Annotated in this window: 23 protein-coding genes and 1 riboswitch; of the genes, 12 read left to right on the plus strand and 11 right to left on the minus strand. The window is 71.1% G+C overall.

The features are described 5' to 3' along the window. Positions 1–370, plus strand: a 370-nt coding sequence (locus M8J74_RS36845; RefSeq protein WP_443744584.1) for a sodium:solute symporter family transporter, incomplete at its 5' end; no start/stop codon positions are given. A 119-nt stretch (positions 371–489) separates the two neighbouring features. On the opposite strand, the gene M8J74_RS36850 is transcribed toward M8J74_RS36845, so the two are convergent. Then, a complete protein-coding gene (locus M8J74_RS36850) occupies positions 490–1,182 on the minus strand; it encodes a response regulator (protein ID WP_249840598.1) in 693 nt (230 codons plus the stop codon). A gap of 161 nt (positions 1,183–1,343) precedes the next feature. Here M8J74_RS36850 and M8J74_RS36855 point away from each other — a divergent pair, with 161 nt between their 5' ends. The 3 genes from M8J74_RS36855 to M8J74_RS36865 all read left to right on the plus strand — a co-directional run bounded on the left by M8J74_RS36855 (position 1,344) and on the right by M8J74_RS36865 (position 4,165). Continuing rightward, complete coding sequence (locus tag M8J74_RS36855; protein ID WP_058922527.1) at positions 1,344–2,159, plus strand: ABC transporter ATP-binding protein; 816 nt, start codon at positions 1,344–1,346, stop codon at positions 2,157–2,159. Continuing rightward, on the plus strand, positions 2,149–3,006 hold the full coding sequence (locus tag M8J74_RS36860) for an ABC transporter permease (protein WP_249840599.1): 858 nt from the start codon (positions 2,149–2,151) through the stop codon (positions 3,004–3,006). Before M8J74_RS36855 ends, M8J74_RS36860 begins: the two co-directional genes overlap by 11 nt. A gap of 97 nt (positions 3,007–3,103) precedes the next feature. After that, positions 3,104–4,165 (plus strand): ABC transporter substrate-binding protein, encoded by a 1,062-nt coding sequence (locus tag M8J74_RS36865; RefSeq protein WP_249840600.1) that lies wholly within the window; start codon positions 3,104–3,106, stop codon positions 4,163–4,165. A gap of 54 nt (positions 4,166–4,219) precedes the next feature. On the opposite strand, the gene M8J74_RS36870 is transcribed toward M8J74_RS36865, so the two are convergent. The 4 genes from M8J74_RS36870 to M8J74_RS36885 all read right to left on the minus strand — a co-directional run bounded on the left by M8J74_RS36870 (position 4,220) and on the right by M8J74_RS36885 (position 8,932). After that, on the minus strand, positions 4,220–4,900 hold the full coding sequence (locus tag M8J74_RS36870) for a response regulator (protein WP_249840601.1): 681 nt from the start codon (positions 4,898–4,900) through the stop codon (positions 4,220–4,222). After that, positions 4,900–6,570, minus strand: a complete 1,671-nt coding sequence (locus M8J74_RS36875) for an ATP-binding protein (RefSeq protein ID WP_249840602.1) — start codon at positions 6,568–6,570, stop codon at positions 4,900–4,902. Before M8J74_RS36875 ends, M8J74_RS36870 begins: the two co-directional genes overlap by 1 nt. Positions 6,571–6,685: 115 nt before the next feature. Next, entirely contained in the window at positions 6,686–7,627 is a 942-nt protein-coding gene (locus M8J74_RS36880; protein ID WP_249840603.1) for a ferredoxin family protein, read from the minus strand. 54 nt (positions 7,628–7,681) lie between these two features. Next, positions 7,682–8,932, minus strand: a complete 1,251-nt coding sequence (locus M8J74_RS36885) for a multidrug effflux MFS transporter (protein ID WP_249840604.1) — start codon at positions 8,930–8,932, stop codon at positions 7,682–7,684. Between the two features lie 35 nt (positions 8,933–8,967). Between M8J74_RS36885 and M8J74_RS36890 the strand changes: the two genes are divergently transcribed. Beyond that, positions 8,968–9,432, plus strand: coding sequence for a MarR family winged helix-turn-helix transcriptional regulator (locus M8J74_RS36890; RefSeq protein ID WP_249840605.1), 465 nt, complete (start codon positions 8,968–8,970; stop codon positions 9,430–9,432). A gap of 87 nt (positions 9,433–9,519) precedes the next feature. Here the strand turns inward: M8J74_RS36890 and M8J74_RS36895 are convergent, their stop codons facing one another. Beyond that, the gene (locus tag M8J74_RS36895; RefSeq protein WP_249840606.1) at positions 9,520–10,779 is read right to left on the minus strand and encodes a citrate synthase family protein; all 1,260 of its coding nucleotides are present in this window, start codon (positions 10,777–10,779) and stop codon (positions 9,520–9,522) included. Positions 10,780–10,889: 110 nt separating this feature from the next. Here M8J74_RS36895 and M8J74_RS36900 point away from each other — a divergent pair, with 110 nt between their 5' ends. After that, on the plus strand, positions 10,890–12,056 hold the full coding sequence (locus M8J74_RS36900) for a citrate synthase/methylcitrate synthase (protein ID WP_249840607.1): 1,167 nt from the start codon (positions 10,890–10,892) through the stop codon (positions 12,054–12,056). Positions 12,057–12,107: 51 nt separating this feature from the next. Here M8J74_RS36900 and M8J74_RS36905 read toward each other — a convergent pair whose 3' ends face one another. The 3 genes from M8J74_RS36905 to M8J74_RS36915 form a co-directional block, all read right to left on the minus strand. Next, positions 12,108–12,344, minus strand: a complete 237-nt coding sequence (locus tag M8J74_RS36905) for a hypothetical protein (protein ID WP_249840608.1) — start codon at positions 12,342–12,344, stop codon at positions 12,108–12,110. Positions 12,345–12,498: 154 nt separating this feature from the next. Beyond that, on the minus strand, positions 12,499–12,738 hold the full coding sequence (locus M8J74_RS36910; protein WP_249840609.1) for a hypothetical protein: 240 nt from the start codon (positions 12,736–12,738) through the stop codon (positions 12,499–12,501). 274 nt (positions 12,739–13,012) lie between these two features. After that, positions 13,013–13,570 (minus strand): DUF6082 family protein, encoded by a 558-nt coding sequence (locus M8J74_RS36915; protein ID WP_249840610.1) that lies wholly within the window; start codon positions 13,568–13,570, stop codon positions 13,013–13,015. 323 nt (positions 13,571–13,893) lie between these two features. On the opposite strand from M8J74_RS36915, the gene M8J74_RS36920 reads away from it, so the two are divergent. After that, on the plus strand, positions 13,894–14,988 hold the full coding sequence (locus M8J74_RS36920) for a CobW family GTP-binding protein (protein WP_249840611.1): 1,095 nt from the start codon (positions 13,894–13,896) through the stop codon (positions 14,986–14,988). 169 nt (positions 14,989–15,157) lie between these two features. On the opposite strand, the gene M8J74_RS36925 is transcribed toward M8J74_RS36920, so the two are convergent. Continuing rightward, complete coding sequence (locus M8J74_RS36925; protein WP_249840612.1) at positions 15,158–17,611, minus strand: DNA gyrase/topoisomerase IV subunit A; 2,454 nt, start codon at positions 17,609–17,611, stop codon at positions 15,158–15,160. A 320-nt stretch (positions 17,612–17,931) separates the two neighbouring features. On the opposite strand from M8J74_RS36925, the gene M8J74_RS36930 reads away from it, so the two are divergent. The 4 genes from M8J74_RS36930 to M8J74_RS36945 all read left to right on the plus strand — a co-directional run bounded on the left by M8J74_RS36930 (position 17,932) and on the right by M8J74_RS36945 (position 22,739). Next, the gene (locus tag M8J74_RS36930; protein ID WP_249840613.1) at positions 17,932–19,326 is read left to right on the plus strand and encodes a M16 family metallopeptidase; all 1,395 of its coding nucleotides are present in this window, start codon (positions 17,932–17,934) and stop codon (positions 19,324–19,326) included. Continuing rightward, positions 19,323–20,711, plus strand: coding sequence for a M16 family metallopeptidase (locus M8J74_RS36935; protein ID WP_249840614.1), 1,389 nt, complete (start codon positions 19,323–19,325; stop codon positions 20,709–20,711). Before M8J74_RS36930 ends, M8J74_RS36935 begins: the two co-directional genes overlap by 4 nt. Positions 20,712–20,914: 203 nt before the next feature. After that, positions 20,915–21,079, plus strand: a riboswitch (cyclic di-AMP (ydaO/yuaA leader). A 12-nt stretch (positions 21,080–21,091) separates the two neighbouring features. Continuing rightward, positions 21,092–21,865: a M23 family metallopeptidase gene (locus tag M8J74_RS36940; RefSeq protein WP_249840615.1), complete on the plus strand. Its 774-nt coding sequence runs from the start codon at positions 21,092–21,094 to the stop codon at positions 21,863–21,865. A 190-nt stretch (positions 21,866–22,055) separates the two neighbouring features. Continuing rightward, positions 22,056–22,739 carry a GntR family transcriptional regulator gene (locus M8J74_RS36945; protein ID WP_249840616.1) on the plus strand — a complete coding sequence of 228 codons (684 nt, stop codon included), beginning with the start codon at positions 22,056–22,058 and terminating at the stop codon, positions 22,737–22,739. A 138-nt stretch (positions 22,740–22,877) separates the two neighbouring features. Here M8J74_RS36945 and M8J74_RS36950 read toward each other — a convergent pair whose 3' ends face one another. After that, on the minus strand, positions 22,878–23,159 hold the full coding sequence (locus tag M8J74_RS36950) for an HPr family phosphocarrier protein (protein ID WP_249840617.1): 282 nt from the start codon (positions 23,157–23,159) through the stop codon (positions 22,878–22,880). A gap of 190 nt (positions 23,160–23,349) precedes the next feature. Between M8J74_RS36950 and M8J74_RS36955 the strand changes: the two genes are divergently transcribed. Next, on the plus strand, positions 23,350–26,178 hold the full coding sequence (locus M8J74_RS36955; RefSeq protein WP_249840618.1) for a bifunctional acetate--CoA ligase family protein/GNAT family N-acetyltransferase: 2,829 nt from the start codon (positions 23,350–23,352) through the stop codon (positions 26,176–26,178). The last annotated feature ends 8 nt before the right edge of the window (positions 26,179–26,186 follow it).

Here is a 26,186-nt window from a genome sequence, read left to right on the forward strand (position 1 = left end):
GCGCGACATGAACGTCGCCTTCCTGGTCGGCCTCGCCTTCGCGGTCGCCGCGTCCGCGAATCTGCCGGTGCTGCTGTACTCGCTGTTCTGGCGCGGCTTCACCACCCGGGGTGCGGTGTGGGCCGTGTACGGCGGGCTGATTCCCGCGCTGGCCCTCGTCGTGCTGTCGCCGGTGGTCTCGGGCAGCCCGGACTCACTCTTCCCGGGCGCCGACTTCCAGTACTTCCCCCTCCAGAACCCCGGCATCGTCTCGATCCCGCTGGGCTTCCTGGCCGGCTGGCTGGGCACGGTCACCTCGGCCGAACTCCCCGACGAGGCCAAGCACGCGGAGACCGAGGTGCGCTCACTGACGGGGGCGGGAGCCGCCTAGCCGACGGCGCCCCCGACGTCGTACGCCCACGGCGTTCCCGGCCTCATACCGAACACGGCGCTCACGACGTCGTACCGCCCACGCCGCTCCCGGCCTCGTACCGCCCGCGACTGGGCCGGCTAGGGGGCCACCCACGCGTACAGGTGTTCCGGGCGGCCCGTGTCGCCGTACTTGAGGGACAGGCGCAGGCGGCCGGCCTGTTCGAGGTGGCGGAGGTAGCGCTGGGCGGTGGAGCGGCTCAGGCCGGTCTCGGCGGCGACCTGGTGGGCGGAGAGCGGATGGTCGGCGTCGTGCAGGACGTGGCAGATCAGGTCGGTCGTCGGCTCCGACTGGCCACTGGGCAGGCCCGGTGACGACGGCGCCGGTGCGGTGCGCAGGGCGCCGAAGATGCGGTCGACCTGCTCCTGGCCGGCGACGCCGCGGCCGCCGACGCGGTCGACCGTGCGGCGCAGGGCGGCGTAGGAGTCGAGCCGGGTCCGCAGGGCGGCGAAGGTGAACGGTTTCACCAGGTAGTGCAGGGCGCCCAGGCGCATCGCGGTCTGGACCGTCGTCACGTCGCCGGCCGCGGTGATCATGATGACGTCGGTGCCGTGGCCCTGTTCCCGCATGCGGTGGACGAGTTCGAGGCCGGTCTGGTCGGGCAGATAGTGGTCGAGCAGCACCAGGTCGACACCGCCGCGCTGCACGGTGGCCAGCGCCTGCGCAGCGCTGTGCGCGCGGGCGGCCACCCGGAAACCGGGAACCTTTCCCACGTACTTGGCGTTGATCTCCGCGACGCGGAAGTCGTCGTCCACGACCAGGACGTCAATCATCGGGCCTCTTTCTGTCAAGGCCTGGCGGGCGTTAAGCCCGTGTTTCGGCTCCGCTGTTGTAGCGCGAGCAAAATGAGCACAACAGTCTGTTGCAAGCAAAAGAACGGCATGTGCTCACAAGGCTGCTGCTGTGTCCGGGACCACATCTACCGTCCCCGGCCATGAGCGCAGACACCAGCCCCGCCATCCGGCTGCGGGGCGCGAGCAAGATCTTCAGGACCCCGTCGGGGGGTCTGCACACGGCGGTGAGGGAACTCGACCTCACGGTCGGACGCGGCGAGTTCGTGGCCGTCGTGGGACCGACCGGATGCGGCAAGTCGACCACGCTGACCCTGGTCAGCGGGTTGGAGGAGCCCACCGAGGGCGAGGTCCTGGTCGCCGGGGAACCGGTGCGCGGCGTCGGCGACAAGGTCGGTTTCGTCTTCCAGCAGGACGCCACCTTCCCCTGGCGTACCGTCCTGTCGAACGTCATGGCCGGCCCCCGTTTCCGCGGTGTGCCCAAGGCGGAGGCCAGGCAGAAGGCGCGCGAGTGGCTGGCCAGGGTCGGACTCGCCGCGTTCGAGGACCGTTACCCGCACCAGCTCTCCGGCGGTCAGCGCAAGCGCGTCGCCCTTGCCGCGACCTTCGTCAACGACCCCGAGATCCTGCTGATGGACGAGCCCTTCTCGGCGCTCGACGTGCAGACCAGGGCCCTGATGTCGGACGAACTGCTGGAGCTGTGGGAGGGCACGGGCGCCTCCGTCGTCTTCGTCACCCACGACCTGGAGGAGTCCATCGCGCTGGCCGACAAGGTCGTCGTCATGACGGCCGGGCCCGCCACCGTCAAGCACGTCTTCGACATCGACCTGCCGCGGCCGCGCAAGGTCGAGCAGGTGCGCCTGGAGCCGCGGTTCATCGAGATCTACCGCGAGATCTGGGAGTCCCTCGGCGAAGAGGTCCGCATCACCCGCGAGAGGGGTGCCGCCGATGTCGCCTGAGGTTCTCAGCACGCCGGTCGTCGACACCGTCAAGGTCCCGGATCGCGCCCACTCACGCGCGCGTGCCGCCCGCAGACGTCGGATCGTCGTCCAGGCCACCCGCATCCTGCTTCTGGTCGCCGTCCTCGGTCTGTGGGAGGTGTTCTCCCGCGCGAAGGTCATCGATCCGTTCAACTTCTCGATGCCGTCGAAGATCTGGGACCAGATCTGGACCTGGCTCACTCACGGGACCGCGCTCGGCTCCCTGGGCGAGCAGATCTGGTACACGCTCTACGAGGCATTGCTCGGCTGGGTGCTCGGCGTGGTCGCCGGTGTCGTCCTCGGCATCGCCCTCGGGCGGATCCGTTTCCTCGCGGATGTCCTTGGTCCATACATCAAGGTGCTCAACTCGATGCCGAGGATCATCCTGGCCCCGATCTTCCTCATCTGGTTCGGCCTCGGCCCCGCGTCCAAGGTCGCCTCGGCGGTCGTCCTGGTCTTCTTCCCGGTGTTCTTCAACGCCTTCCAGGGCGCCCGCGAGGTCGACCGCAACCTGGTCGCCAACGCCCGCATCCTGGGCGCCAGCGACCGCCGGGTGACCCTTCAGGTCGTCATCCCGTCGGCCACCTCCTGGATCTTCACCAGCCTCCACGTCAGCTTCGGCTTCGCGCTCATCGGCGCCATTGTCGGCGAGTACATCGGTGCCACCAAGGGCATCGGCCTGCTCGTCTCGCAGTCCCAGAACACCTTCAACGCGGCCGGTGTGTACGCGGCCATGGTGATCCTCGCCGTCGTCGCACTGGCGGCCGAGGGACTGCTCACCTTCGTCGAGCGCCGCGTCTTCCGCTGGAAGCCGACGAACTCCTAGCCGCGACCGCCCTCTTGGGCGCCCGGCCCCTACGCCCCCCCGCAGGCCCCCTGCCCCCTTCGCTCCCGCACCGCCATCCACAAGGACGTGAACCACCATGCGCAAGTCCGCCAGACTCACCGCCCTCGCCGCCGTCGGCGTCCTCGCCCTGTCCTCCCTCACCGCCTGCGCCAACGACGCGGCGAGCAGCACCTCCGCCGACGCCGGCAGCAAGGGCGACGGCAAGGGTACGAAGGTCAAGATCATGGTCGGCGGCCTGGACAAGGTCATCTACCTGCCCGCGATGCTCACCCAGCGGCTCGGCTACTTCGACGCCGAGGGACTCGACGTGGAACTGCTGAGCGAGCCGGCCGGCGTGCAGGCCGAGACCGCGCTCGTCTCGGGGCAGGTCCAGGGAGCCGTCGGCTTCTACGACCACACGCTCGACCTGCAGACGAAGCAGAAGTACGTCGAATCCGTCGTGCAGTTCTCGCAGGCGCCCGGCGAGGTGGAGATCGTCTCGAACAAGGCCGAGGGCGACATCACCTCGCCCAAGGACTTCAAGGGCAAGAAGCTCGGCGTCACCGGGCTCGGCTCCTCGACCGACTTCCTCACCAAATACCTCGCGGTCAAGAACGGAGTGAAGGTCAGCGACTTCACGCCGGTCGCCGTCGGCGCCGGGCCGACCTTCATCGCGGCGCTGCAGAACGGCGCCATCGACGGCGGTATGACGACCGACCCGACCGTCGCCAACATCCTGGACAAGAAGGCCGGCAAGGTCCTGCTGGACATGCGGACCCCGGGGGGATCCCAGAAGGCGCTCGGCGGTCCGTACCCGTCGTCAAGCCTGTACATGCAGACGGACTGGGTCAACAGTCACAAGGACACCGTCCAGAAGTTGGTCAACGCATTCGTCAAGACGCTCAACTGGATGTCCACACACAGCGCGTCCGAGATCGCCGCCAAGATGCCCGCCGACTACTCCCAGGGGAACAAGGCGCTCTACGCGCAGGCCGTCAAGAGCACCCTGCCCATGTTCACCAAGGACGGCGTGATGCCGGAGAACGGCCCCGAGACCGTCGAGAAGGTGCTCAAGGCGTTCAACCCGAACATCAAGAACGCCAAGGTCGATCTGAGCAAGACCTTCACCACCGAGTTCGTGGAGAAGGCCAAGGGCTGAATCCGTATGGGGGAGGGGCACGGTCCCTTCCCCCGCCTCAACCGGGCCGTGCCCTCAGGCGCGGGTCGCCCACACGTAACGGTGTTCAGGGCGGCCCGCGTCGCCGTACTTCAGGGTCAGCCGGGCGCGCCCCGTGCGCTCCAGGAGCTTCAGGTAGCGCTGGGCGGTCTGGCGGCTGAGTCCCGTCCGGTCGGCCAGCTCCTGGGCCGACAGCGGCCCTTCGGCGTTCATCAGGGCCTGGCGCACCAGCTCGGCGGTGGTGGGGGAGTGCCCCTTGGGCAGCCCGGGGTCCGAGGGCGCCGACAGGACGCCGAAGATGCGGTCGACCTCGGCCTGTTCGGCCTCGCCGCCGCCGTCGAGCCTGCGCCGCAGCTCCGCGTACGCCTCCAGCTTGGCGCGCAGCCCCGCGAAGGCGAACGGCTTGACCAGGTACTGCAGCGCGCCGTGCCGCATCGCGGCCTGCACCGTCGCCACGTCCCGGGCCGCCGTCACCATGATCACGTCGGTCTGGTGGCCGCGCCGGCGCATCTCCTGGACGACCGCGAGGCCGGTCTCGTCCGGCAGATAGTGGTCCATGAGGACCAGATCCAGCCGGGGCAGCGCCTCCAACTGCCGCAGAGCATCGGCCGCGTTGTGCGCCTCACCGGCGACGTGGAAGCCGGGCACCTTCTCCACGTAGGCGGCGTTGACCTGGGCCACCCGGGTGTCGTCGTCCACGACCAGAACCTCGATCATCACGACTCCTCCTCGACGGCGACCGTGTTGGCGGCGGCGGTCGTCACCGGCTCCGGCTCGGGCTCGCCGAGGGACTCCGGGAGGACGACGGTGAACTCCGCGCCCCCACCGTGTGCTTCGCCCACCGTCGCGCTGCCGCCCTGCCTCTCGGCGAGCCGGCGCACCATGGAGAGCCCGATGCCGCGCTCACGGTGCGCGGGCGCCTCCTTCGTGGACCAGCCGTCGGTGAAGACCAGCTCACGTTGTTCCGCCGGGATCCCGGGTCCCGTGTCGCGCACGGTCAGGACGACGGTACGGCCCTCCGTGCGCAACTCGACCTCCACGCGCGCGTGGAGCGTCCCCGCGACGGCGTCGAGCGCGTTGTCGACCAGGTTGCCGACGACCGTGACGAGCCCCCTCGGGTCGACCAACCGGTCCGGCAGCCACGTCCGGTCCGAGATCCACAGCGCGACGCCCCGCTCGGCCGCCACGGTCGCCTTGCCCACGAGCAGCGCCGCGAGCAGCGGATCCTGGATCTTCTCCGTCACCTGCTCCGCGGTCGCCCGGTGATCGCCGACCACCTCGCCGACGAAGTCCACGGCGTCGTCGTACATCTCCAGTTCGAGCAGGCCCAGGAGGGTGTGCATGCGGTTGGCGTGCTCGTGGTCCTGGGCGCGCAGCGCGTCGATCAGGCCGCGGGTCGAGTCGAGCTCCCGGCCGAGCTGCTCCAGTTCGGTGCGGTCGCGCAGGGTGGCCACGGCGCCGCCGTCGTCGGTGGGCATGCGGTTGGCGACCAGGACGCGCTGGCCGCGGACGGTGAGCAGGTCGGTGCCGGTCACCCGGCCGGCCAGGATGTCGGCCGTCCGTCCTTCGCCGAGAGCCTCGTCCGGGGAGCGGCCGACGGCCTCCTCGTCGATGCTCAGCAAACGGTGCGCCTCGTCGTTGAGGAGGCGTATACGGCCGCTGCGGTCGAGGGCGACGACACCCTCCCGGATGCCGTGCAGCATCGCCTCCCGCTCCGCGAGCAGCGCCGAGATGTCGGAGAAGGCCAGGTCGCGGGTCTGCCGCTGGACCCGGCGGGAGACGAGCCAGGCGGCCAGCGCTCCGACGGCCAGCGCGCCGCCGGCGTAGGCGAGCAGCCCGGGGATCGCGCTCAGCAGCCGGGCCCGCACGCTGTCGTAGGCGATACCGACCGAGACGGCGCCGATGATGCGGTGGTCGGCGTCGTAGAGCGGCACCTTGCCGCGCGCCGAGCGCCCCAGCGTGCCCCGGTCTATCTCCATGACCTCCTTGCCCGCCAGGGCCTCCGTGGGGCTCGTCGAGACCTTGCGGCCGATCTGCGAGGCCGTCGGATGCGACCAGCGCACCCAGTGGGTGTTCAGCACGACGATGTACTCGGCGTTCGTGGCCAGCCGGATCCGCTCGGCCTCCCTCTGCACCGGACCGTTCCTGCTCGGTGCGGTGGTGAGCACGCCCTCGGCGATCTGCGGGTCCTGCGCCGTCGTCTCGGCGATGGCCAGGGCCCTGCGCATCGCCTCCTGGTCCAGCTGCTTGCTGAGCGGCGCGAGGAACAGGCCGGTCGCGAGCACCGCGACTCCCGCGGCGATCGCCACCTGCATCAGCAGGACCTGCGAGAACACCCGCTTCGGCATGCCGAGGCGCAGGCGGCGGGCGGGGGGAGTGGGTCTCATACCCATGACGGTACGTGGGAGGGCGGGAGCCGCCGTAGGGGGTGTGGTGTGCGTCTCGTGATCAATACGGGTTGATCAACATTGAGCGGGCGGGCCGACGCCTTGACGAGCCTGATCAACTCGCGAGAGCCGTCGTCACCAGCTCGCGTACCTCGACGACGTCCATGCGCGCGGGCGACCCCAGGATCGACGTCCCGCAGCTCTCCGGGCGGGGCGGCGCCGCTGCGCCCTGGGCCACGACGACGCGCCAGCGGCGTCCGTCGGCGTGAGCGACGGTCACCTCCCAGCGCGGAGCCGCACCGCGCGTCGCCACGACGGCCAGGGCGTCCGCCGCGTACTCGCCCACCGCGGTGCGCACGGCCAGCTCGGCCGCCTGACCGGGCCGCTCCCAGGCCGAGCTCCCGCGGCAGCCCTCGACGACGACGCGTCCTTGCCGGACGCTGTGCAGGACGTGCATGACGGCTTGGGCCTCGGCGCGGCCGTACGCGTATCCGTGGGGCAGCACGAGCAGCGTCGGCGAGAAGCGATGACCACCCAGATGAGTGACCTCCCAGACACCCTCGGCGCCCGAGGCGGCCAGTTCGGCGGCGAGCGGACGCCCGAGCAGCGCGCAGCAGCGGTCGCGCTTGCCGTTGGTGCAGACGAGGGCGAGCGGGTCGCCGGTGTACGGCCGCCCGCCGAGAACCGCGTCGAAGGTGCGGTGCTCGCCCCTGCCGAGCGCCGCGAAGTCGAGGTCGAGCAGGTCCTTCGGCTCGCGGATCGTGGCGGACCGCACCCAGCCCCGGCCGGGCAGGGTGTGCGCCGCGTAGACCTGCCGTGCCGCAGGCGTCCCGCTGTCCGCGTGACGGCCGGGGCGGCGGATCAGCGCGATGCGTACGCCCGTGCCCTTGGCGGCCGCCTCCAGGGCGCGGCCGAGCGCGGGGTCGAGGTGGCTCGACGTGAGCGCCTTGGCGCCCCAAGGGCCCGGCTGCTCCAGCAGCAGCCAGGTCCGGGCGGTGGCCGCGGTTCCCGCGAGGGGCTCGTCGAGCTCCTGGGAAGCGGTTGAGCACGTACTCACAGAGGTGAGCCTAACCTGACTTGGCCCGGGGTGGCTTCCCAAGGGGCCGATGTCTCACGCACGGCGGGCACTGAGGACGGCCAGCGCGGCCGTGGCGCAGACGAGCATGGTGGCGCCCATGGACACGGCCGTGACCTGGCCCGGCAGGCTCATGGCGGAAGCGGCGAGGCCGCCGACGAGGAACTGGAGCAGCCCCTGCAGGGAGGAGGCGGCTCCAGCTGCGGAACCGTGGCTGCCCAGGGCCAGGGAGGTGGCGTTGGCCAGCACGATGCCGAGCACGGACACCACCAGGAAGAGGCACGCCAGCAGGAACGGGAGTGGGAGGCGGAACACGGCGCAGGCCAGCACGCCGGCGGAGCCGAGGGCCGCCACGGTCAGGCTGACGCGCAGCAGGGTGTGCTCGTCGGCGACGCGGCCGACGAGCATGCCGCCGACCTGACCGAGCAGCACGATGCCCAGACCGTTGAGGCCGAAGACGAGACCGAACTGCTGGGCCGTCAGCCCGTAGGCGTCCTGCAGGACGAACGACGATCCCGAGATGTAGGCGAACACCGCGGCGAACATCAGCGCCGCGGCGAGCACGTACCGCATGTACTGCAGGTCGGTGGCCAGCGTCCGGAAGGTCCGCAGCGTGGCACGCAGGTGGGCCGGCGCCCGGTGTGCGTCCGGCAGCGACTCGGGCAGCGCGAAGACGACCGCGAGCAGGAGGACGGCGCCGACGGCGGCGAGCACCAGGAACACCGCGCGCCAGGTGGCGAGCGTCAGGAGCTGGCCGCCGATGACGGGTGCCATGACCGGGGCGACGCCGTTGACGACCATGAGGGTGGAGAAGAACCGGGTCATGGCGGTGCCGGAGAACAGGTCCCGCACGATGGCCCGGGCCAGGACCGTGCCCGCCGCCGCGCCGAGCGACTGCAGGATCCGGCCGGCGATCAGCCAGCCGACGGAGGGCGCCAGCGCGCACCACAGCGATCCCGCCAGGTACAACGCCATACCGGCCAGCAGCGGGCGGCGCCTGCCCCACGCGTCCGACAGCGGACCGACGACCACCTGGAAGAGGGCCAGGCCGACGACGAACGCCGTGAGGGTCATCTGGACCAGCGGTGCGCTGGTGTGCAGTTGGTCGGCCATGCGGGGCATGGCGGGCAGGTACATGTCGATCGTGAGAGCACCGAAGGCGCTCAACGCGCCGAGGATCAGCGCCAGTCGCGCGCGCCGCGGCGGATCCGCCACCGGTTCGAGAACGCCGGAGCCCCTGGCCGCGGCGATCGTCAACCGGTCTCCTTCGTCGTTGGTTATGGACATATAATTATGATGACATAATTCAGTAGGATGGCGCCATGCCCCGCGACACAGAAGACGCCATCGGTACGGACGTCGGCGGTCCGCTCGCCGACCTCGCCGACCTGATCCTCAACGTCGGCCGGCTGGTGCGCGCCCGGACTCCGGAAGGGCCGGACGTGGTGACGCTGACCGAGACCGAGCGGCAGGTGATGCGCGTCGTCGACCTGTACCCCGGAGCCGCGCCCAGCGAGATCGCCCGCCGCACCCGGCTGCAGCGCACCAACGTCAGCACGGCGCTGCGCAGCCTCGAGGGCAAGGGGATGGTGTCACGCGCCGCCACCGAGGGCCGCGGCGTCGCCGTGCGCGCGACCGAGCGCGCCGCGGCCAACCTCCGGGTGCTGCACGCCGCCTGGGCACAGGAACTCGCCGCCATCCTGGGCGACGACCTCGACACGGTCCGGCAGTGCACCCAGCTGCTCAGCCGCCTGGAACAGCGGCTGACCGCCGACGACCAGACCTGACCTGGCCAGCGAACCCCCGGCGCCGAGCGGAGCCGGGGCGCGGTGTGTCATCCGCCTCTGACGACCGCGAACCTCATGCCGGGGTGATCAGTACTCCGGGAGGGGCTGGGGCGGCTTCGGACCCACGTAGCGCCCGCTCGGGCGCATGCGCAGCGGGCGCTCCCCGTACTCCTCCAGGGCATGCGCGATCCAGCCCGCCGTACGGGCCACGGCGAAGACGGTCTCGCCGGCGGTGGCGGGCATGCCGCAGGAGGCCGTCAGCACGGCGAGGGCCAGGTCGACGTTGGCGTGCAGCGGGGTGTGACGGGCGGTGGTGGCGACGATGTCGCGGGCCGCGGCGAGCGCGGGAGCGGCGTTCGGGATCTCCTCCAGGAGGCCGAACAGGACACGCGCGCGGGGGTCCTCGCCGGTGTAGAGGCGGTGGCCGAGGCCGGGGATGCGGCGGCCGGCCCGCAGCTCCTCGGCGATCACCGGACCCGCGTCGCCCTCGTCGAGCACATCCATCAGCAGCCGGTGCGCCAGCCCGCTGGACGCTCCGTGCAGAGGGCCCTCCAGCACGCCCAGCCCTGCGGAGACGGCCGCGTAGGCGTGCGCGCGGGCCGAGGCTGCGACGCGGACGGCGAGGGTCGAGGCGGCGAGGTCATGGTCGACGAGGAGGGCGAGCGCGGTGTCGAGAGCGCGCAGCGAGGCTTCGTCGGCGTCCCGGCCGCTGAGCCGTGACCACAGGCGCTGCGCCAGCGGGCCCTCGTCGTGGCGGTAGGTCCCACGCTGCGGCAGGGCGGCGACCAGGGTGGGGATCAGGGTGCGCGCGGTGCCGAGCACGGCTTCCTCGGACAGGTCGAAACGCAGCGGGTCCGCCGTGCCGGCGGCGATCGCGGCGACCCTCAACCGGTCCGTGGGGCTGGTGTGTTCGGGCAGGCCGTCGACGGCGCGGCGGGCCACGACGACGGCGGCCTCGGGTGCGGTGAAGGTCGTTCCCGGTCGCATGCCGCCGGTCCACAGCCACTCCGCGACCTCTTCGTAGGAGTGGCGCGTGGCGAGTTCGGTGGCGTCCACGCCCCGGAAGTAGTAGCGGTCCTCCTCGATGAGCGTGATGCGGGTCCGGACGGACAGTTCACCGCCGGAGCCCGGATTCCCGCTGCTCTCCCGCCTGTTGCGCCGGGCGAGTGCCTCCACTTCCCGGGCGTCGAAGGTGCTGCCCCGGCCGCCCGGCACGCGCCGGCTGCTGAGCTGGCCGCGGCTCACGTACGCGTACACGGTCTCGGGCTTCACGCCGAGGAGTTCGGCGGCTTCCTTGGTGGTCAGCCGCCGTTCCGTGGAGGCGGGGGAGGGGTCTTGATCGCGCATGGGGTCACCGTATCCGCCTAGCGACACATGGATGAGTGAGATTGATTCAATCAATATTGACAGCAATATAATCAAGCATGGACAGTCGAATCAAGTTCAGGGAGGTAATCATGTCCGTCAACAGGTCAGTAGCCGCGCCCATCGAGGTACCGCGAGGACTCGCCGGTGTCGTCGTCACCGACACCGCGATCGGAGACGTGCGGGGGCTCGAGGGCTTCTACCACTACCGGCAGTACTCGGCCGTGGAGCTCGCCCGGACCCGCGGCTTCGAGGACGTCTGGCACCTCATGATCCACGGTGAACTGCCGGACGCGGCGCGGCGGGCGGACTTCGTCGGCGAGACGGCGGCCCTGCGACGACTGCCCGACGAGGTGCGGGCGGTGCTGCCCGCGATCGCGGCGGCGAGCGGTGCCTCGGGGCCGCTGGCCGGCATGCGCACCGCGCTCTCCTTGCTCGGCGCGGCCAAGGGCTTCCGGCCGGTGTACGACATCGGCGCGGACGAACGACGCCGGGACACCCTCGTCGCGGCCGCCGCCGTACCGACCCTCCTCGCCGCACTGCATCGGCTGGGGCGGGGCCTGGAACCGGTGGAACCGCGCGAAGACCTTCCCTACGCGGCCAACTACCTCTACATGGTCACGGGTTCGGAACCTGAACCGCGCCGGGCCCGGGCGATCGAGCAATACTTGATTTCAACCATTGATCACGGATTCAATGCGTCAACCTTCACGGCGCGTGTCATCGCGTCCACCGGAGCGGACGTGGCGGCATGTCTGGTGGGCGCGGTGGGAGCACTGTCCGGGCCTCTGCACGGCGGTGCGCCCAGCCGGGCCCTGGACACCCTGGACGCCATCGGCAGCCCTGACCGCATCGACTCCTGGATCCGCGCACGCGTCCTCGCCGGCGACCGCATCATGGGCTTCGGCCACGCGATCTACCGCACGGAGGACCCCCGCTCCCGGATGCTCCGGGAGGTCGCCCAGAGCTTCGGCGGACCGCGGGTCGACTTCGCCGTGGAGGTCGAGCGGCAGGTGGAGGCGATCCTGGCGGAACTGAAGCCCGGCCGCGAACTCCACACGAACGTCGAGTTCTACGCGGGCGTGGTCATGGAACTGTGCGGCCTGCCCCGCGAGATGTTCACCCCGACGTTCGCGGCGGCCCGCATGGTGGGCTGGAGCGCCAACATCCTGGAACAGGCGGAGGACCGGAAGATCATCAGGCCGGTGGCGCGGTATGTGGGGCCCGAACCGGCTGTCGGGGCGCCGGCGAGGGCCTGACACGCCGACGGCCCATGCCCCGCAGTGACGCGGGCCGTGGCGCGGAGGGGATCACGCGTCGGGGATGTCCGCCTTCGCTCGGATCAGGGTTTCCCTGCTGACGATCACGATGCGCTCATAGTCGGCCCGCTCGGCACCCGCGGGCAGTTCGGAATCGAGCAGCTCAGTGGCCTCCGTCCCGATGACCGCATAGTTTCCGTCGACCAACTCGAAGATGTCGGGGCAGGTCTGGCCAGTCTGACTGCCCCGCTCTTGGGGCGAGGCGCCGATCCGTCGTTTGATTGCCATGGTCTCGGCCTTTCGTGCTGTGACCCTGAATTCAGGGCGCTGCAGCCCGCGGGCGCACGGCGCAGGGAAGCGCCAGGCGCCCGCGGACGGCAGCGTGCGAACGAGGCAGGCTGACGAGGGCGTCGAGCTGTTCCGAGTGAGGGATGTCCCTGGACTAGGCGTCGGGGATGTCAGCCTTGGCGTGGATGAGAGTCTCGCGAGTGACGACGACGATGCGCTCGTAGTCGGCTCTGGACGCGTCTGCGGGAAGCATGACGTCGAGTTCTTCGGTGAGGTCTGTGCCGATGACAGCGAACCTTCCGTCGGACAGCTCGAAGATGTCGGGGCAATTGGCACCTGTCGCGCTTCCGCGGGCGCTCGGCGGCGTACCGATCCGACGGATGATGTGGCTCACTGTTCTGATGTTCCTTTTGTTGGTTTCGAGGCGGTGCGCCCTGATGCAGCGCGGTGCGATGCGGCCCGGTGGGGCCGCGGCCTCGACAACCGGGCAGCATGAATGACGGTTCGGCGGGGATCGACCCGTGCCGCAGGATGCGCAGTAGTCAACCTTGTTGGCACCTGGGCAAACGCGGAGGTTACAGGTTCGTTATTCGCCCATTCGCGTGATGCTCTCAGAGCGGTGGCTCGCGGGTCGTCCATGCCGCCCTGGTAGGGCCGCATGGGTGGGCTTACTCGGACGGCGGCTCTCCGACCACCCACCACTCGTCGATGTCGGTTTCCTCCAACTGGACCAGAAGGTCGTCCACCATCCGTCCGAGCCTGGCCTCCTCGGAGGTGTCGATCAGCGTCGCCCGGTGGGGGCGTGTCGAGTACCAGTACTCACGGAAGACGGGAATCTGGAGCATGCTCCTGGCGAACCCGAAGAACTCCTCACGGGTCATGTTGCCCATGCGGTAGTAGCAGAGAGCGTTGGTGTAGAGCGCGTTGGCGAAGAGGAACTGGCGCTGCTTGCGGGGCGGCACCGTCCCGTTGTACGCGTCCAGCACTTCGGCCAGGTCCGGGTCGTCCATGGCCTTGCTCAGCAACTCCCAGTGCAGGCGCTGTTGGTGGGCGAAATTGGTCTGGCGCTGGGCAAGCGAGGCATGTTCCAGGTGTTCGATCCGTGTGCGCAAGGCCTTGAGTGCCGGTCGCTGCGCGGCCAGGGCGACGGCGGCGCCCGCTGCCAGGCCGACGCCGGCCGAGGCGGCGGCGCTCAGCCTCCGAAGGCCCGAGCTCTGTGTGCCCATGTCAACTACCCCCGATTCAGGCGGCCGTTCCGCCGGTCGTCGGGGTGCGGGTCGACTGGTGGGGACCGGCGAGCGGTGGGCGGCGCTTGCCGTCTCCCAGGGTGCCGAGCGGCTCTGATCGGCAGGGAGGCGGAGAGGAAGCGCGCGGAGGGAAGCGAGGGTCGCACACTCCGGCGCCTTCCCAGACGTCTGCCCCGCCGACGCTGCTAACAATCGTTCACTTCGCGGTGATTATTCCGGCTCGTATCCTGGTCCGGCAGTCACAGCTCGTACGTGTGCCGAGATCACGCTCCGGCGCACAGCAGCGCGAAAGAGGTCGCACGTTGAGTCAGCCGAGCTCTGGCATCCGGCAGATCCCGGTCGTCGTTCTCGCCGGATTCCTGGGAGCCGGCAAGACCACCCTCCTCAACCACCTGCTGCACCGCAGCGGCGGCAGCCGTATCGGCGCCCTCGTCAACGACTTCGGTGCCATCGAGATCGACGCGATGGCCGTCGCCGGCGCGCTCGGCGACTCCACCGTGTCCCTCGGCAACGGCTGCCTGTGCTGCGCCGTCGACGTCGGAGAGCTGGACGGCTACCTGGCGAAGCTCGCCGCGCCCTCCACCGGCATCGACGTCATCGTCATCGAGGCCAGCGGCCTCGCCGAGCCGCAGGAACTGGTGCGGCTGGTGCTCGCCAGCGAGCATCCGGGCATCGTCTACGGCGGTCTCATCGAGGTCGTCGATGCCGCCGAGTTCGACGACACCCGCGCCCGGCACCCCGAGATCGACCGGTATCTCGCCCTCGCGGACCTCGTCGTCGTCAACAAGCTCGACCGTGCCGCGGACGGCGACCGGGTCCTCGGGCTCGTGCGGTCCCTCGTCGACCGCGCCGCCGTCGTGCCCGCCTCCTACGGCCGTATCGACCCCGAGTTCCTCTTCGACTGCAGGCCCGCCGGGGAGCGCATCGGGCAGCTCTCCTTCGACGACCTGCACGACCACCAGCACGGCCCCCAGGACGACCACCAGCGGGACGACCACGGCACGCACCTGCACGCCGCCTACGACAGCCTCGCCTTCAGCTCCGAAGTACCCATGGACCCACGGCTGTTGATGCAGTTCCTCGACAGCAGGCCCGAAGGGCTCTACCGCATCAAGGGCTACGTCGACTTCGGCGCGCACGACGTCCGCAACCGGTACGCCGTGCACGCCGTGGGGCGCTTCCTGCGCTTCTACCCAGAGGCATGGCCGGCCGAGGCCCGGGACTCACGCCTCACCCAGCTCGTCCTCATCGGCTCGGGCATCGACGCGCCCGCCCTCGGCAAGGAGCTGAAGGCGTGCGAGAGCGACGCCCCGCACACCGCCGACGAGCACGGCATGTGGGGCGTCCTGCGCTACGTACAGGATCCGGAGGACGAGTTCGCGGACCCGCCGCTCTAGGTGTGTTGTCGAAGGTCCCGCCTGCGCGGCGTCTGGCACGCGCGCTCACGACGTTGCCGAAACGCCCGAACAGCTCCGCTGTCAGGGCGCTCCGGCGCCTTGCGATCGCACGCACCAGACGCCGCGGGGGTCGCCCTCCGGGCGGACGACGGGACTTTCTACGTACGCTCTAGGCCGGTCCCGCCACCACCGCCACCGTCTTCGGCAGGGACACGCCCGAGCCGTCGCGGCGCGGGTCGACGTCCGGGAGGTCGGCCGGGGTGCCGTTCTTCTGTGCCGCCTTGGCCGGGACGGCGCCCGCCCAGGCCAGCGACAGGCAGTCCTCGCCCTTCAGGAACCGCTGGCAGCGCACGCCGCCGGTGGCGCGGCCCTTGCGCGGGTACTGGTCGAACGGCGTCAGCTTGGCCGTCGTCTGGACCGAGTCGTCGAGGGTGCCGCGCGAGCCCGCGACCGTGAAGACCATCGCGTCCACCGCCGGGTCCACGGCCGTGAAGGAGATGACCTTCGCGCCGTCGGCCAGCTTGATGCCCGCCATGCCGCCCGCCGGACGGCCCTGCGGGCGGACCTGGGAGGCCTGGTAGCGCAGCAGCTGGGCGTCGTCCGTGATGAAGACCAGGTCCTCCTCGCCGGTGCGCAGCTCCACCGCGCCGACGATCCGGTCGCCGTCCTTGAGCGTGATGACCTCCAACTCCTCCTTGTTGGACGGGTAGTCGGGCACCACACGCTTGACGACGCCCTGCTCGGTGCCGAGCGCGAGGCCGGGGGAGGACTCGTCGAGCGTAGTCAGGCAGACCACCGTCTCGTCGCCCTCCAGGGACACGAACTCGGTGAGCGGCGCCCCGCCGGAGAGGTTCGGCGCCGACGCCGTGTCCGGCAGCTGCGGCAGGTCGACGACGTTGATCCGCAGCAGCCGGCCGGCCGAGGTGACGGCGCCGATCTCGCCGCGGGCCGTGGCGGGCACCGCCGAGACGATCACGTCGTGCTTGACCCGCCGGCCCTCGGCGTCCGCCGGGAACGGCTCGCCGTTCGCCGTACGGGCCAGCAGGCCCGTCGAGGAGAGCAGCACCCGGCAGGGGTCGTCCGCGACCTGCAGCGGCACGGCCGCCGGGGCGCCGGAGGACTCCAGCAGGACCGTGCGCCGCTCGGTGCCGAACTTCTTCGCCACCACGGCCAGTTCGGAGGAGACCAGCTTGCGCAGTTCGCTGTCGGACTCCAGGATCCGGGTCAGCTCCGCGATCTCCGCGTTGAGCCGCTCCTTCTCCGCCTCCAGCTCGATGCGGTCGTACTTGGTCAGGCGGCGCAGCGGGGTGTCGAGGATGTACTGGGTCTGGGTCTCCGACAGCGAGAACCGCTCCATCAGGCGTTCCTTCGCCTGCGCGCTGTTCTCGCTGGAGCGGATCAGGCGGATGACCTCGTCGATGTCGACCAGGGCGGTGAGCAGGCCCTCCACCAGGTGCAGGCGGTCGCGGCGCTTGGTGCGGCGGAACTCGCTGCGGCGGCGCACCACCTCGAAGCGGTGGTCGAGGTAGACCTCGAGGAGTTCCTTGAGGCCCAGGGTGAGCGGCTGGCCGTCCACCAGGGCGACGTTGTTGATGCCGAAGGACTCCTCCATCGGCGTCAGCTTGTACAGCTGCTCCAGCACGGCCTCCGGCACGAAGCCGTTCTTGATCTCGATGACCAGGCGCAGGCCGTGCGCCCGGTCGGTGAGGTCCTTGACGTCGGCGATGCCCTGGATCTTCTTCGAGCCGACGAGATCCTTGATCTTGGCGATGACCTTCTCGGGGCCGACCGTGAAGGGCAGTTCGGTGACGACGAGGCCCTTGCGGCGGGCGGTGACGGTGTCGACCTCGACCGTGGCGCGGATCTTGAAGGTGCCGCGACCGGTCTCGTACGCGTCCCGGATGCCGGAGAGGCCGACGATGCGGCCGCCGGTGGGCAGGTCGGGACCCGGGACGTGCTTCATCAGGGTCTCGAGATCCGCGTTCGGGTAGCGGATCAGATGGCGGGCGGCGGAGATCACCTCGCCGAGGTTGTGCGGCGGCATGTTGGTCGCCATGCCGACCGCGATCCCCGACGCGCCGTTGACCAGCAGGTTCGGGAAGGCGGCCGGGAGGGCGACCGGCTCCTGCTCCTGGCCGTCGTAGTTGGGCGCGAAGTCGACCGTGTCCTCGTCGATCGACTCCGTCATCAGGCTCGTCGCCTGCGCCTGGCGGCACTCGGTGTACCGCATGGCGGCCGGCGGGTCGTCGTTGCCGAGGGAGCCGAAGTTGCCGTGGCCGTCGACGAGGGGCACACGCATGGAGAAGGGCTGTGCCATGCGCACCAGGGCGTCGTAGATCGACGCGTCGCCGTGCGGGTGCAACTTGCCCATGACCTCGCCGACCACGCGCGCGCACTTCACATAGCCGCGGTCGGGGCGCAGGCCCATCTCGTTCATCTGGTAGACGATGCGGCGGTGCACCGGCTTCAGGCCGTCACGGGCGTCGGGCAGGGCGCGGGAGTAGATGACCGAGTACGCGTACTCGAGGAAGGAGCCCTGCATCTCGTCGACGACGTCGATGTCGAGGATGCGCTCCTCGAACGAGTCGTCGGGCGGCGGGGTCTTCGTGCTGCGGCGGGCCATCGCTGCCGGCTCCTCTTTTCTGGTCGCTCGCCTACGGGTCGCTCACGGCCCCTTCGGCTCACGCTTGCTGAAGCATGAACGGGATCTGACGCGACCATTGTGGACCGCGGCACTGACAACCCGGGCCAGGACCCGGTGTCGGCGGTCCGGCCCGGCGCGGGCGGGGTCGCCCTCGCCGCGGCTGCCCGCAGGCTACGCGATCCGCTGTGGGCGTACGTCGTCCGGGAACTTCGCCGCCGGTCCGCCCGCTTGCATACAGTGGCAGGACCGGCAGGAAAACAGCGGTTTCCAGCACCGCATCCGCGATCGAAGGGACGTACATGCCCATGGGTCACACGGCCACAGACCAGGCAGGCACCGGGGGCCTGACAGCGACCGAGCACCGCCTGGCCAACGGCCTGCGCGTGGTGCTCTCGGAGGACCACCTGACCCCGGTCGCGGCGGTGTGCCTCTGGTACGACGTCGGCTCGCGCCACGAAGTCAAGGGCCGTACCGGCCTGGCTCACCTTTTCGAGCATCTGATGTTCCAGGGCTCGGGCCAGGTCAAGGGCAACGGCCACTTCGAGCTGGTGCAGGGCGCCGGCGGCTCGCTCAACGGCACGACGAGCTTCGAGCGGACCAACTACTTCGAGACCATGCCCACCCACCAGCTGGAGCTCGCCCTCTGGCTGGAGGCCGACCGCATGGGCTCCCTGCTGGCCGCCCTGGACGACGAGTCCATGGAGAACCAGCGGGACGTCGTGAAGAACGAACGCCGGCAGCGCTACGACAACGTCCCGTACGGCACCGCCTTCGAGAAGCTGACCGCCCTCGCCTACCCGGAGGGCCACCCCTACCACCACACCCCGATCGGCTCGATGGCCGACCTGGACGCGGCGACCCTGGAGGACGCGCGCGCGTTCTTCCGCACGTACTACGCGCCCAACAACGCCGTCCTGTCGGTCGTCGGCGACATCGACCCCGAGCAGACGCTCGCCTGGGTCGAGAAGTACTTCGGCTCCATCCCCGGGCACGACGGCAAGCCCGCGCCCCGCGACGGCACGCTCCCCGACATCATCGGCGAGCAGCTGCGCGAGGTCGTCGAGGAGGAGGTCCCGGCGCGCGCCCTGATGGCCGCCTACCGGCTGCCGCACGACGGCACGCGCGCGTGCGACGCCGCCGACCTGGCGCTGACGGTCCTCGGCAGCGGCGAGTCCTCCCGCCTCTACAACCGGCTCGTACGGCGTGACCGTACGGCCGTCGCGGCCGGCTTCGGCCTGCTGCGCCTGGCCGGGGCGCCCTCGCTGGGCTGGCTGGACGTGAAGACCTCCGGTGACGTCGAGGTCCCGGTCATCGAGGCCGCCATCGACGAGGAGCTCGCCCGGTTCGCCGCCGAGGGCCCCACGAGCGAGGAGATGGAGCGCGCGCAGGCCCAGTTGGAGCGCGAGTGGCTGGACCGGCTCGGCACGGTCGCGGGCCGCGCCGACGAACTGTGCCGCTTCGCCGTCCTGTTCGGCGACCCGCAGCTCGCCCTGACCGCCGTCCAGCGCGTCCTGGAGATCACCCCCCAGGAGGTGCAGGAGATCGCCAAGGCCCGTCTGCGGCCCGACAACCGCGCGGTGCTCGTCTACGAGCCCGTCTCCGGAGAGGTCGCCGAGGACGCGGATCCCCCCGAAGACCCCGAGGCCGAGGCCACGGTCGAAGCAGGCGACAAGAACCAGGAGGCGGCCAAGTGAGCGAGCTCGCGACGATGGAGTTCCACCCGCAGCCCCAGGCCGGCGAGGCCAAGCCGTGGGCGTTCCCGGCGCCCACGCGCGGGGCGCTCGGCAACGGCCTGACCGTGCTGCGCTGCCACCGCCCCGGCCAGCAGCTCGTCGCCGTCGAGGTGCTCCTGGACGCGCCCCTGGAGGCCGAGCCGGCCGGCTTCGAAGGCGTCGCCACGATCATGGCGCGCGCCTTCTCCGAGGGCACCGACAAGCACTCCGCCGAGGAGTTCGCCGCCGAGCTGGAGCGCTGCGGCGCCACCCTCGACGCGCACGCCGACCACCCCGGCGTCCGCCTCAGCCTCGAAGTGCCGGTTTCCCGTCTCGCCAAGGCGCTCGGCCTGCTCGCCGACGCCCTCCGGGCGCCCGCGTTCGCCGACGGCGAGGTCGAGCGGCTGGTCCGCAACCGACTGGACGAGATCCCGCACGAGCTGGCCAACCCCTCCCGCCGCGCCGCGAAGGAGCTCTCCAAGGAGCTGTTCCCGGCGGCCTCGCGCATGTCCCGCCCGCGCCAGGGCACCGAGGAGACCGTCGAGAAGATCGACGCGGCCGCCGTACGTGCCTTCTACGACCGCCATGTGCGGCCCGCGACGGCCACCGCGGTCGTCGTCGGCGACCTCACCGGCATCGACCTCGACGCCCTGCTCGGGGAGACCCTGGGCGGCTGGACGGGCTCCCGGGCCGAGCCGCGTCCCGTGCCGCCGGTCACCGCCGACGACACCGGGCGCGTGATCATCGTGGACCGTCCCGGCGCCGTCCAGACGCAGCTGCTCATCGGCCGCGTCGGCCCCGACCGGCACGACCGGGTGTGGCCGGCGCAGGTGCTCGGCACGTACTGCCTCGGCGGCACCCTCACCTCCCGCCTGGACCGCGTCCTGCGCGAGGAGAAGGGCTACACCTACGGGGTGCGCGCGTTCGGGCAGGTCCTCAGGTCCGCGCCGGACGGCACGGGCGCGTCGATGCTCGCCATCAGCGGTTCCGTCGACACCCCGAACACCGGACCGGCGCTCGACGACCTGTGGAAGGTGCTGCGCACGCTCGCCGAGGGCGGCCTCACCGACGCCGAGGTCGACGTCGCCGTGCAGAACCTCGTGGGCGTGGCGCCGCTGAAGTACGAGACGGCCGCCGCGGTCGCGAGCACGCTGGCCGACCAGGTCGAGCAGCACCTGCCCGACGACTACCAGGCGACGATGTATCAGCAGCTCGCCGCGACCGGCACGGTGGAGGCCACCGCGGCGGTGGTGAACGCGTTCCCGGTGGACCGTCTGGTGACCGTCCTCGTCGGCGACGCGGCGCAGATCAAGGAGCCGGTGGCGGCGCTCGGCATCGGTGAAGTGACCGTGGTTTCCGCCGAGTAGCGGCACGCGCGCGTGGACGGGCCCTGGTGACCGACCTGTCACCAGGGCCCTTCTATGTCCGAATTGGCGCGGAATTGAAGGAGAGATGCCCGTCTGCCCTGTGGGATGCGCTACAAAAGCCGCGTTCCGTTTGGGGATTGAAAGGCGGCCCGCTTAGCGTCATCCGGGCTGTCCGTCAGGCACCGCGCCGCACCCGCGGCACCGGGCAGTCATCGCCGAGTCCCCGTACGGCGCGAGCCAGGGGAGCCGGGGACCCACCGCAGTCCCTGGGGTGAATCGGACGCCCGCGCGAGCCGCGAGGGGGTCCGTAGGAGACCTTCCTGCTCCGAACCCGTCAGCTAACCCGGTAGGCGAGAGGGAAGGAAAGGACCAGCCTGTACATGGCGTTCATGTGCGCCACCGGGAAGCACCGTCGTCCCAGCCGCGTCAAGCGTTCCACCGCCCAGGTCGCCGGCGTCGCGGCCCTCGCCACCACCGGTGTGATCGGAGCCCTCGCGGCCCCCGCGCTCGCCGCCGACAACTCCGTCGAGGCCGTCGAGCAGACCGGCTTCACCCCCGTCATCACCATCGGCGACTCGATCGCCGAGAAGATCGACGCGCAGGCCGAGGCCCAGAAGCAGGCCGCCGAGGAGGCCGCCCGCAAGAAGGCCGCCGAGGAAGCCGCGCGCAAGAAGGCCGAGGCGCTCGCCAAGAAGGAGCGCGAGGCCAAGGAGCGCGCCGCCCGGGAGGCCGAGCGCAAGCGCCTGAACTCCTTCGTCGCGCCGATCTCCGGCTCCTACGTCTCCACGGGCTACAAGGCCAGCAGCTCCCTGTGGTCCTCCGGCAGCCACACCGGCATCGACTTCCACGCCGCGAGCGGCACGTCGGTCCACGCGGTGGGCTACGGCACGGTCGTCCAGACCGGCTGGGGCGGGGCCTACGGCAACCAGATCGTGATCCGGATGAACGACGGGACGTACACCCAGTACGGCCACCTGTCGTCCATCGGCGTCTCCGTCGGCCAGAAGGTCGTCACCGGCCAGCAGATCGGGCTCTCCGGCTCCACCGGCAACACCACCGGACCGCACCTGCACTTCGAGGCCCGTACGACCCCCGACTACGGCTCGGACATCGACCCGGTCGCGTACCTGCGCTCGCACGGCGTGAACGTCTGACGACGTCCCGCACCGACCGAGAGGACCCCGGCTTCCCCGAGCCGGGGTTTTCGTCGTTTCTGTCGCCCCCGTGTCCAAAAAATATCCATGGATTCCGGCCTGCCGTCGGAAATTCCGGCTCTCTGCAATAGAGTCGCTGGACACAACGTCATTCGTCGACGTTTCACGGGGATTAAGACGGAGGTCGGTCATGCGTATTCCGGCGCACTCGGTGTGCACGGCCATCCGGGACGACATCGTCGCGGGTGTCCACGAGCGTGGCGGCCGTCTCACCGAGGAACTCCTCGCCCGTCGCTACGGCGTCTCTCGCGTCCCCGTCCGCGAGGCCCTGCGCACCCTGGAGGCCGAGGGCTTCGTGGTGACCCGCAGGCACGCGGGCGCGTGCGTGGCGGAGCCGACCGAGCAGGAGGCCGCCGACCTGCTGGAGATGCGCATGCTGCTGGAGCCGCTGGGTGCGTCCCGGGCCGCCCAGCGGCGCACCGAGGCCCACCTCAAAGTCCTGCGCGGCCTGGTCAGACTGGGTCAGGAGCGGGCCAGGAGGGGCGGCAGCGAGGACCTGCGCTCCCTGGGGAGCTGGTTCCACGAGACGCTCGCCCAGGCCTGCGGCAGCCCCGCCCTGACATCCATGCTGACCCAGCTGCGCCACAAGATCGCCTGGATGTACATGGTGGACGCGCCGGCCAACCCCGTGGAGTCCTGGGCGGAGCACGGCGCGATCGTCGACGCCGTGGCCCGGGGCGACGCCGAGCGCGCGCGGGCGATCACGACCCTGCACACCGAGCGCTCGACCGCCGCGCACCGGCTGCGCCACGGCGGCGCGAACGGTGTGAGGAACTCGCAACATGCCGTAAACATGTCGAGCCTGCGGCATTAACACGAACGCCGTATACAAAGAGCAGAGAATTCCGGGGGGCTATTTCATGCTGCCCCCCGTCGAGAATTCCCGCCCCCGGCACAGGAAATGCGAAGGGCCCGCCCGGTAATTCGGACGAGCCCTTCGGTGGTGCCGCGATCAGACGGTCTCGGGAAGCTCCTCGAGCCCCTCGGAGACCAGCTTGGCCAGCCGGTCCAGGGCGGCGTCCGCGCCGTCGGCGTCGGAGGCGAGGACGATCTCCTCGCCGCCCTGGGCGCCCAGGCCCAGGACCGCCAGCATGGAGGCCGCGTTGACGGGGTTGCCGTCGGCCTTGGCGATCGTCACCGGGATACCTGCGGCCGTGGCGGCCCGGACGAAGATGGAAGCGGGGCGGGCGTGGAGGCCCTCGGCCCAGCCGACGTTGACGCGGCGCTCAGCCATGTGATGCTGCCCTTCGGTGTTCAGGGTTGTCTAGACCAGTTTCCCACACGTGAAGTGTCTCCGGAGCGGTCCTCACGTTCCGCTCCGGGGTGGGTGGTCGGGCCGCGGCCTCGGCCCGACGCACGTCCTCCTCGGTTCTGACACAGACTGCCTCGCGCCGCTGTCGGACGCGAGCCGTACTCTGGGGCCCATGCAGACCACGCCGGACCGGCACGAGTACCCCGCCCACTGGGAGGCCGACGTGGTGCTGCGCGACGGCGGCACCGCGCGCATCCGCCCCATCACCGTCGATGACGCAGATCGCCTGGTCAGCTTCTATGAGCAGGTCTCGGACGAGTCGAAGTACTATCGCTTCTTCGCGCCCTACCCTCGCCTGTCCGCCAAGGACGTCCACCGCTTCACGCACCACGACTTTGTGGACCGGGTGGGACTCGCGGCCACGGTCGGCGGCGAGTTCATCGCCACCGTACGCTACGACCGCATCGGCGCCGACGGAACGCCCGCGTCCGCGCCCGCCGACGAGGCCGAGGTCGCCTTCCTCGTCCAGGACGCCCATCAGGGGCGCGGTGTGGCCTCCGCCCTCCTGGAACACATCGCCGCCGTCGCCCGCGAGCGGGGCATCCGCCGCTTCGCCGCCGAGGTGCTGCCCGCCAACACCAAGATGATCAAGGTGTTCACGGACGCCGGGTACACCCAGAAGCGCCACTTCGAGGACGGCGTCGTCCGCCTGGAGTTCGACCTCGAACCCACCGACCGCTCCGTCGCCGTGCAACGCGCGCGTGAGCAGCGCGCCGAGGGCCGTTCCGTACGGCGCCTGCTGGCACCCGGCTCCGTCGCCGTCGTCGGCACCGGCCGCGCGCCCGGGGGAGTGGGGCGCAGCCTTCTCGACAACATCCGGGACGCCGGTTACGCCGGGCGCCTCCACGCCGTCAACGCCGCCTTCCCCGAGGACCTCAAGGACCTCGACGGCGTCCCCGCCCACCGCTCGGTGCGCGACATCGACGGCCCCGTCGACCTCGCCGTGGTCGCCGTGCCCGCCGAGCACGTCCCCCAGGTCGTCACCGAGTGCGGCGAACACGGCGTGCAGGGGCTCGTCGTGATCTCCGCCGGGTACGCCGAGAGCGGCCCCGAGGGACGCGAGCGCCAGCGCGAACTCGTCCGGCACGCACGCACGTACGGCATGCGGCTCATCGGCCCGAACGCCTTCGGCGTCATCAACACCTCCGAGCGGGTACGGCTCAACGCCTCCCTCGCCCCCCAGATGCCCCGCCCCGGCCGCATCGGCCTGTTCGCCCAGTCCGGCGCCATCGGCATCGCCCTGCTGTCCCGGCTGCACCGGCGCGGCGGCGGCGTCACCGGCGTCACCGGCGTGTCCACCTTCGTCTCCTCCGGCAACCGCGCCGACGTCTCCGGCAACGACCTCATCCAGTACTGGTACGACGACCCGGACACCGACGTCGTCCTCATGTACCTGGAGTCCATCGGCAACCCCCGCAAGTTCACCCGCCTCGCGCGGCGCACGGCGGCCGCCAAACCGCTGGTCGTCGTCCAGGGCGCCGGTTCCGCGCCGCAGGGCCACGCCGTACGCGCCACCCGGCTGCCGCACGCCACGGTCTCCGCGCTGCTCAGGCAGGCCGGCGTCATCCGCGTCGACACCATCACCGAACTCGTCGACGCGGGACTGCTGCTCGCCCGCCAGCCGCTGCCCGCCGGACCGCGGGTGGCGATCCTCGGCAACTCCGAGTCGCTCGGCCTGCTCACCTACGACGCCTGCCTCGCCGAGGGCCTCAGGCCCCAGCGGCCCCTGGACCTGACCACCGAGGCCTCCGCCGCGGACTTCCACACGGCGCTGCTGCACGCGCTGGAGGACGACTCCTGCGACGCGGTCGTGGTGACGGCGATCCCGGCCATCGGGGAGGCCTCCCCGGGCGACGCGGAACTGGCCGAAGCACTGCGCTCGGCCGCCCAGGCCGTCCCCGGCAAGCCCGTGCTCGTGGTCCACGTGGAGCTCGGCGGACTCGCCCAAGCCCTGTCCGCCGCGACGAGCACCGCACCCCAGACCGGTTCGAGCACCCCCTCCGGCGCCCGGCTGCGCCCCTCCCAGATGCTGCCCCCCACCACCCAGCCGGCCCCCGCCGCCGGCGCTCCGGCGGAATCCCGCCTCATCCCCGCCTACCCCGCCGCCGAGCGGGCCGTACGCGCCCTGGCCGAAGCCGTGCACTACGCCCAGTGGCGGCGCGAGGCCACCGAGCCCGGCAGGGTGCCCGAGTACGACGACATCGACGAGAAGGGCGCCGCCGAGCAGATCGACGCCCTGCTCGCGCGCGGGCAGGGCCTCACCCTCGGCACCGGGGAGACGCACCAGCTCCTCGGCCGGTACGGCATCGACGTACGCAGGGCCGTGCCCGCCTTCACCCCGGACGACGCCGTCCGGGCCGCCGACGGCATCGGGTACCCCGTCGCCCTCAAGGCCACCGCCCCGCACCTGCGCCACCGGGCCGACCTGGGCGGCGTCCGCCTCGACCTCGCGGACGAGGAGCAACTGCGGCGGGCGTACGCCGAGTTGACGGAGCTGTTCGGCGAGCCCGAGGAGCTGCGCCCGGTGGTGCAGGCGATGGCGCCCCGCGGTGTGGACACCGTCGTACGGGCCGTCATCGACCCGGCGGCCGGGGCCGTCGTCTCGTTCGGCCTGGCCGGACCCGCCTCCCAGCTGCTCGGCGACATGGCGCACCGGCTGGTCCCGGTCACCGACCGGGAGGCCGCCTCCCTGGTCCGGTCGATCCGGACGGCGCCCCTGCTGTTCGGCTGGCGCGGATCCACCCCCGTCGACACGCCTGCGCTGGAGGAACTGCTGCTGCGGCTGTCCCGGCTGGTCGACGACCACCCCGAGGTCGTCGCGGTCACCCTGGAGCCCGTCGTCGTCGCCCCCCACGGCCTGAGCGTTCTCGGCGCCTCCGTCCGCCTGGCGCCCCCGCCCGCCCGCGACGACCTCGGCCCGCGCACGCTCCCCGTCTACTGAGAGGTCCA

This window comes from Streptomyces panaciradicis, assembly GCF_023516615.1.
Taxonomy (GTDB): Bacteria; Actinomycetota; Actinomycetes; order Streptomycetales; family Streptomycetaceae; genus Streptomyces; species Streptomyces panaciradicis.

Bases quoted from the DNA above. Each gene is read 5' to 3' on its own strand.
- M8J74_RS36955 (WP_249840618.1), top strand. From the start codon at position 23,350: ATGCAGACCACGCCGGACCGGCACGAGTACCCCGCCCACTGGGAGGCC.
- M8J74_RS36945 (WP_249840616.1), top strand. From the start codon at position 22,056: ATGCGTATTCCGGCGCACTCGGTGTGCACGGCCATCCGGGACGACATC.
- M8J74_RS36890 (WP_249840605.1), top strand. From the start codon at position 8,968: ATGCCCCGCGACACAGAAGACGCCATCGGTACGGACGTCGGCGGTCCG.
- M8J74_RS36900 (WP_249840607.1), top strand. From the start codon at position 10,890: ATGTCCGTCAACAGGTCAGTAGCCGCGCCCATCGAGGTACCGCGAGGA.
- M8J74_RS36875 (WP_249840602.1), bottom strand. From the start codon at position 6,570: ATGAGACCCACTCCCCCCGCCCGCCGCCTGCGCCTCGGCATGCCGAAG.
- M8J74_RS36885 (WP_249840604.1), bottom strand. From the start codon at position 8,932: ATGTCCATAACCAACGACGAAGGAGACCGGTTGACGATCGCCGCGGCC.
- M8J74_RS36950 (WP_249840617.1), bottom strand. From the start codon at position 23,159: ATGGCTGAGCGCCGCGTCAACGTCGGCTGGGCCGAGGGCCTCCACGCC.
- M8J74_RS36865 (WP_249840600.1), top strand. From the start codon at position 3,104: ATGCGCAAGTCCGCCAGACTCACCGCCCTCGCCGCCGTCGGCGTCCTC.
- M8J74_RS36895 (WP_249840606.1), bottom strand. From the start codon at position 10,779: ATGCGCGATCAAGACCCCTCCCCCGCCTCCACGGAACGGCGGCTGACC.
- M8J74_RS36915 (WP_249840610.1), bottom strand. From the start codon at position 13,570: ATGGGCACACAGAGCTCGGGCCTTCGGAGGCTGAGCGCCGCCGCCTCG.
- M8J74_RS36870 (WP_249840601.1), bottom strand. From the start codon at position 4,900: ATGATCGAGGTTCTGGTCGTGGACGACGACACCCGGGTGGCCCAGGTC.
- M8J74_RS36855 (WP_058922527.1), top strand. From the start codon at position 1,344: ATGAGCGCAGACACCAGCCCCGCCATCCGGCTGCGGGGCGCGAGCAAG.
- M8J74_RS36940 (WP_249840615.1), top strand. From the start codon at position 21,092: ATGGCGTTCATGTGCGCCACCGGGAAGCACCGTCGTCCCAGCCGCGTC.
- M8J74_RS36850 (WP_249840598.1), bottom strand. From the start codon at position 1,182: ATGATTGACGTCCTGGTCGTGGACGACGACTTCCGCGTCGCGGAGATC.
- M8J74_RS36905 (WP_249840608.1), bottom strand. From the start codon at position 12,344: ATGGCAATCAAACGACGGATCGGCGCCTCGCCCCAAGAGCGGGGCAGT.
- M8J74_RS36930 (WP_249840613.1), top strand. From the start codon at position 17,932: ATGCCCATGGGTCACACGGCCACAGACCAGGCAGGCACCGGGGGCCTG.
- M8J74_RS36925 (WP_249840612.1), bottom strand. From the start codon at position 17,611: ATGGCCCGCCGCAGCACGAAGACCCCGCCGCCCGACGACTCGTTCGAG.
- M8J74_RS36860 (WP_249840599.1), top strand. From the start codon at position 2,149: ATGTCGCCTGAGGTTCTCAGCACGCCGGTCGTCGACACCGTCAAGGTC.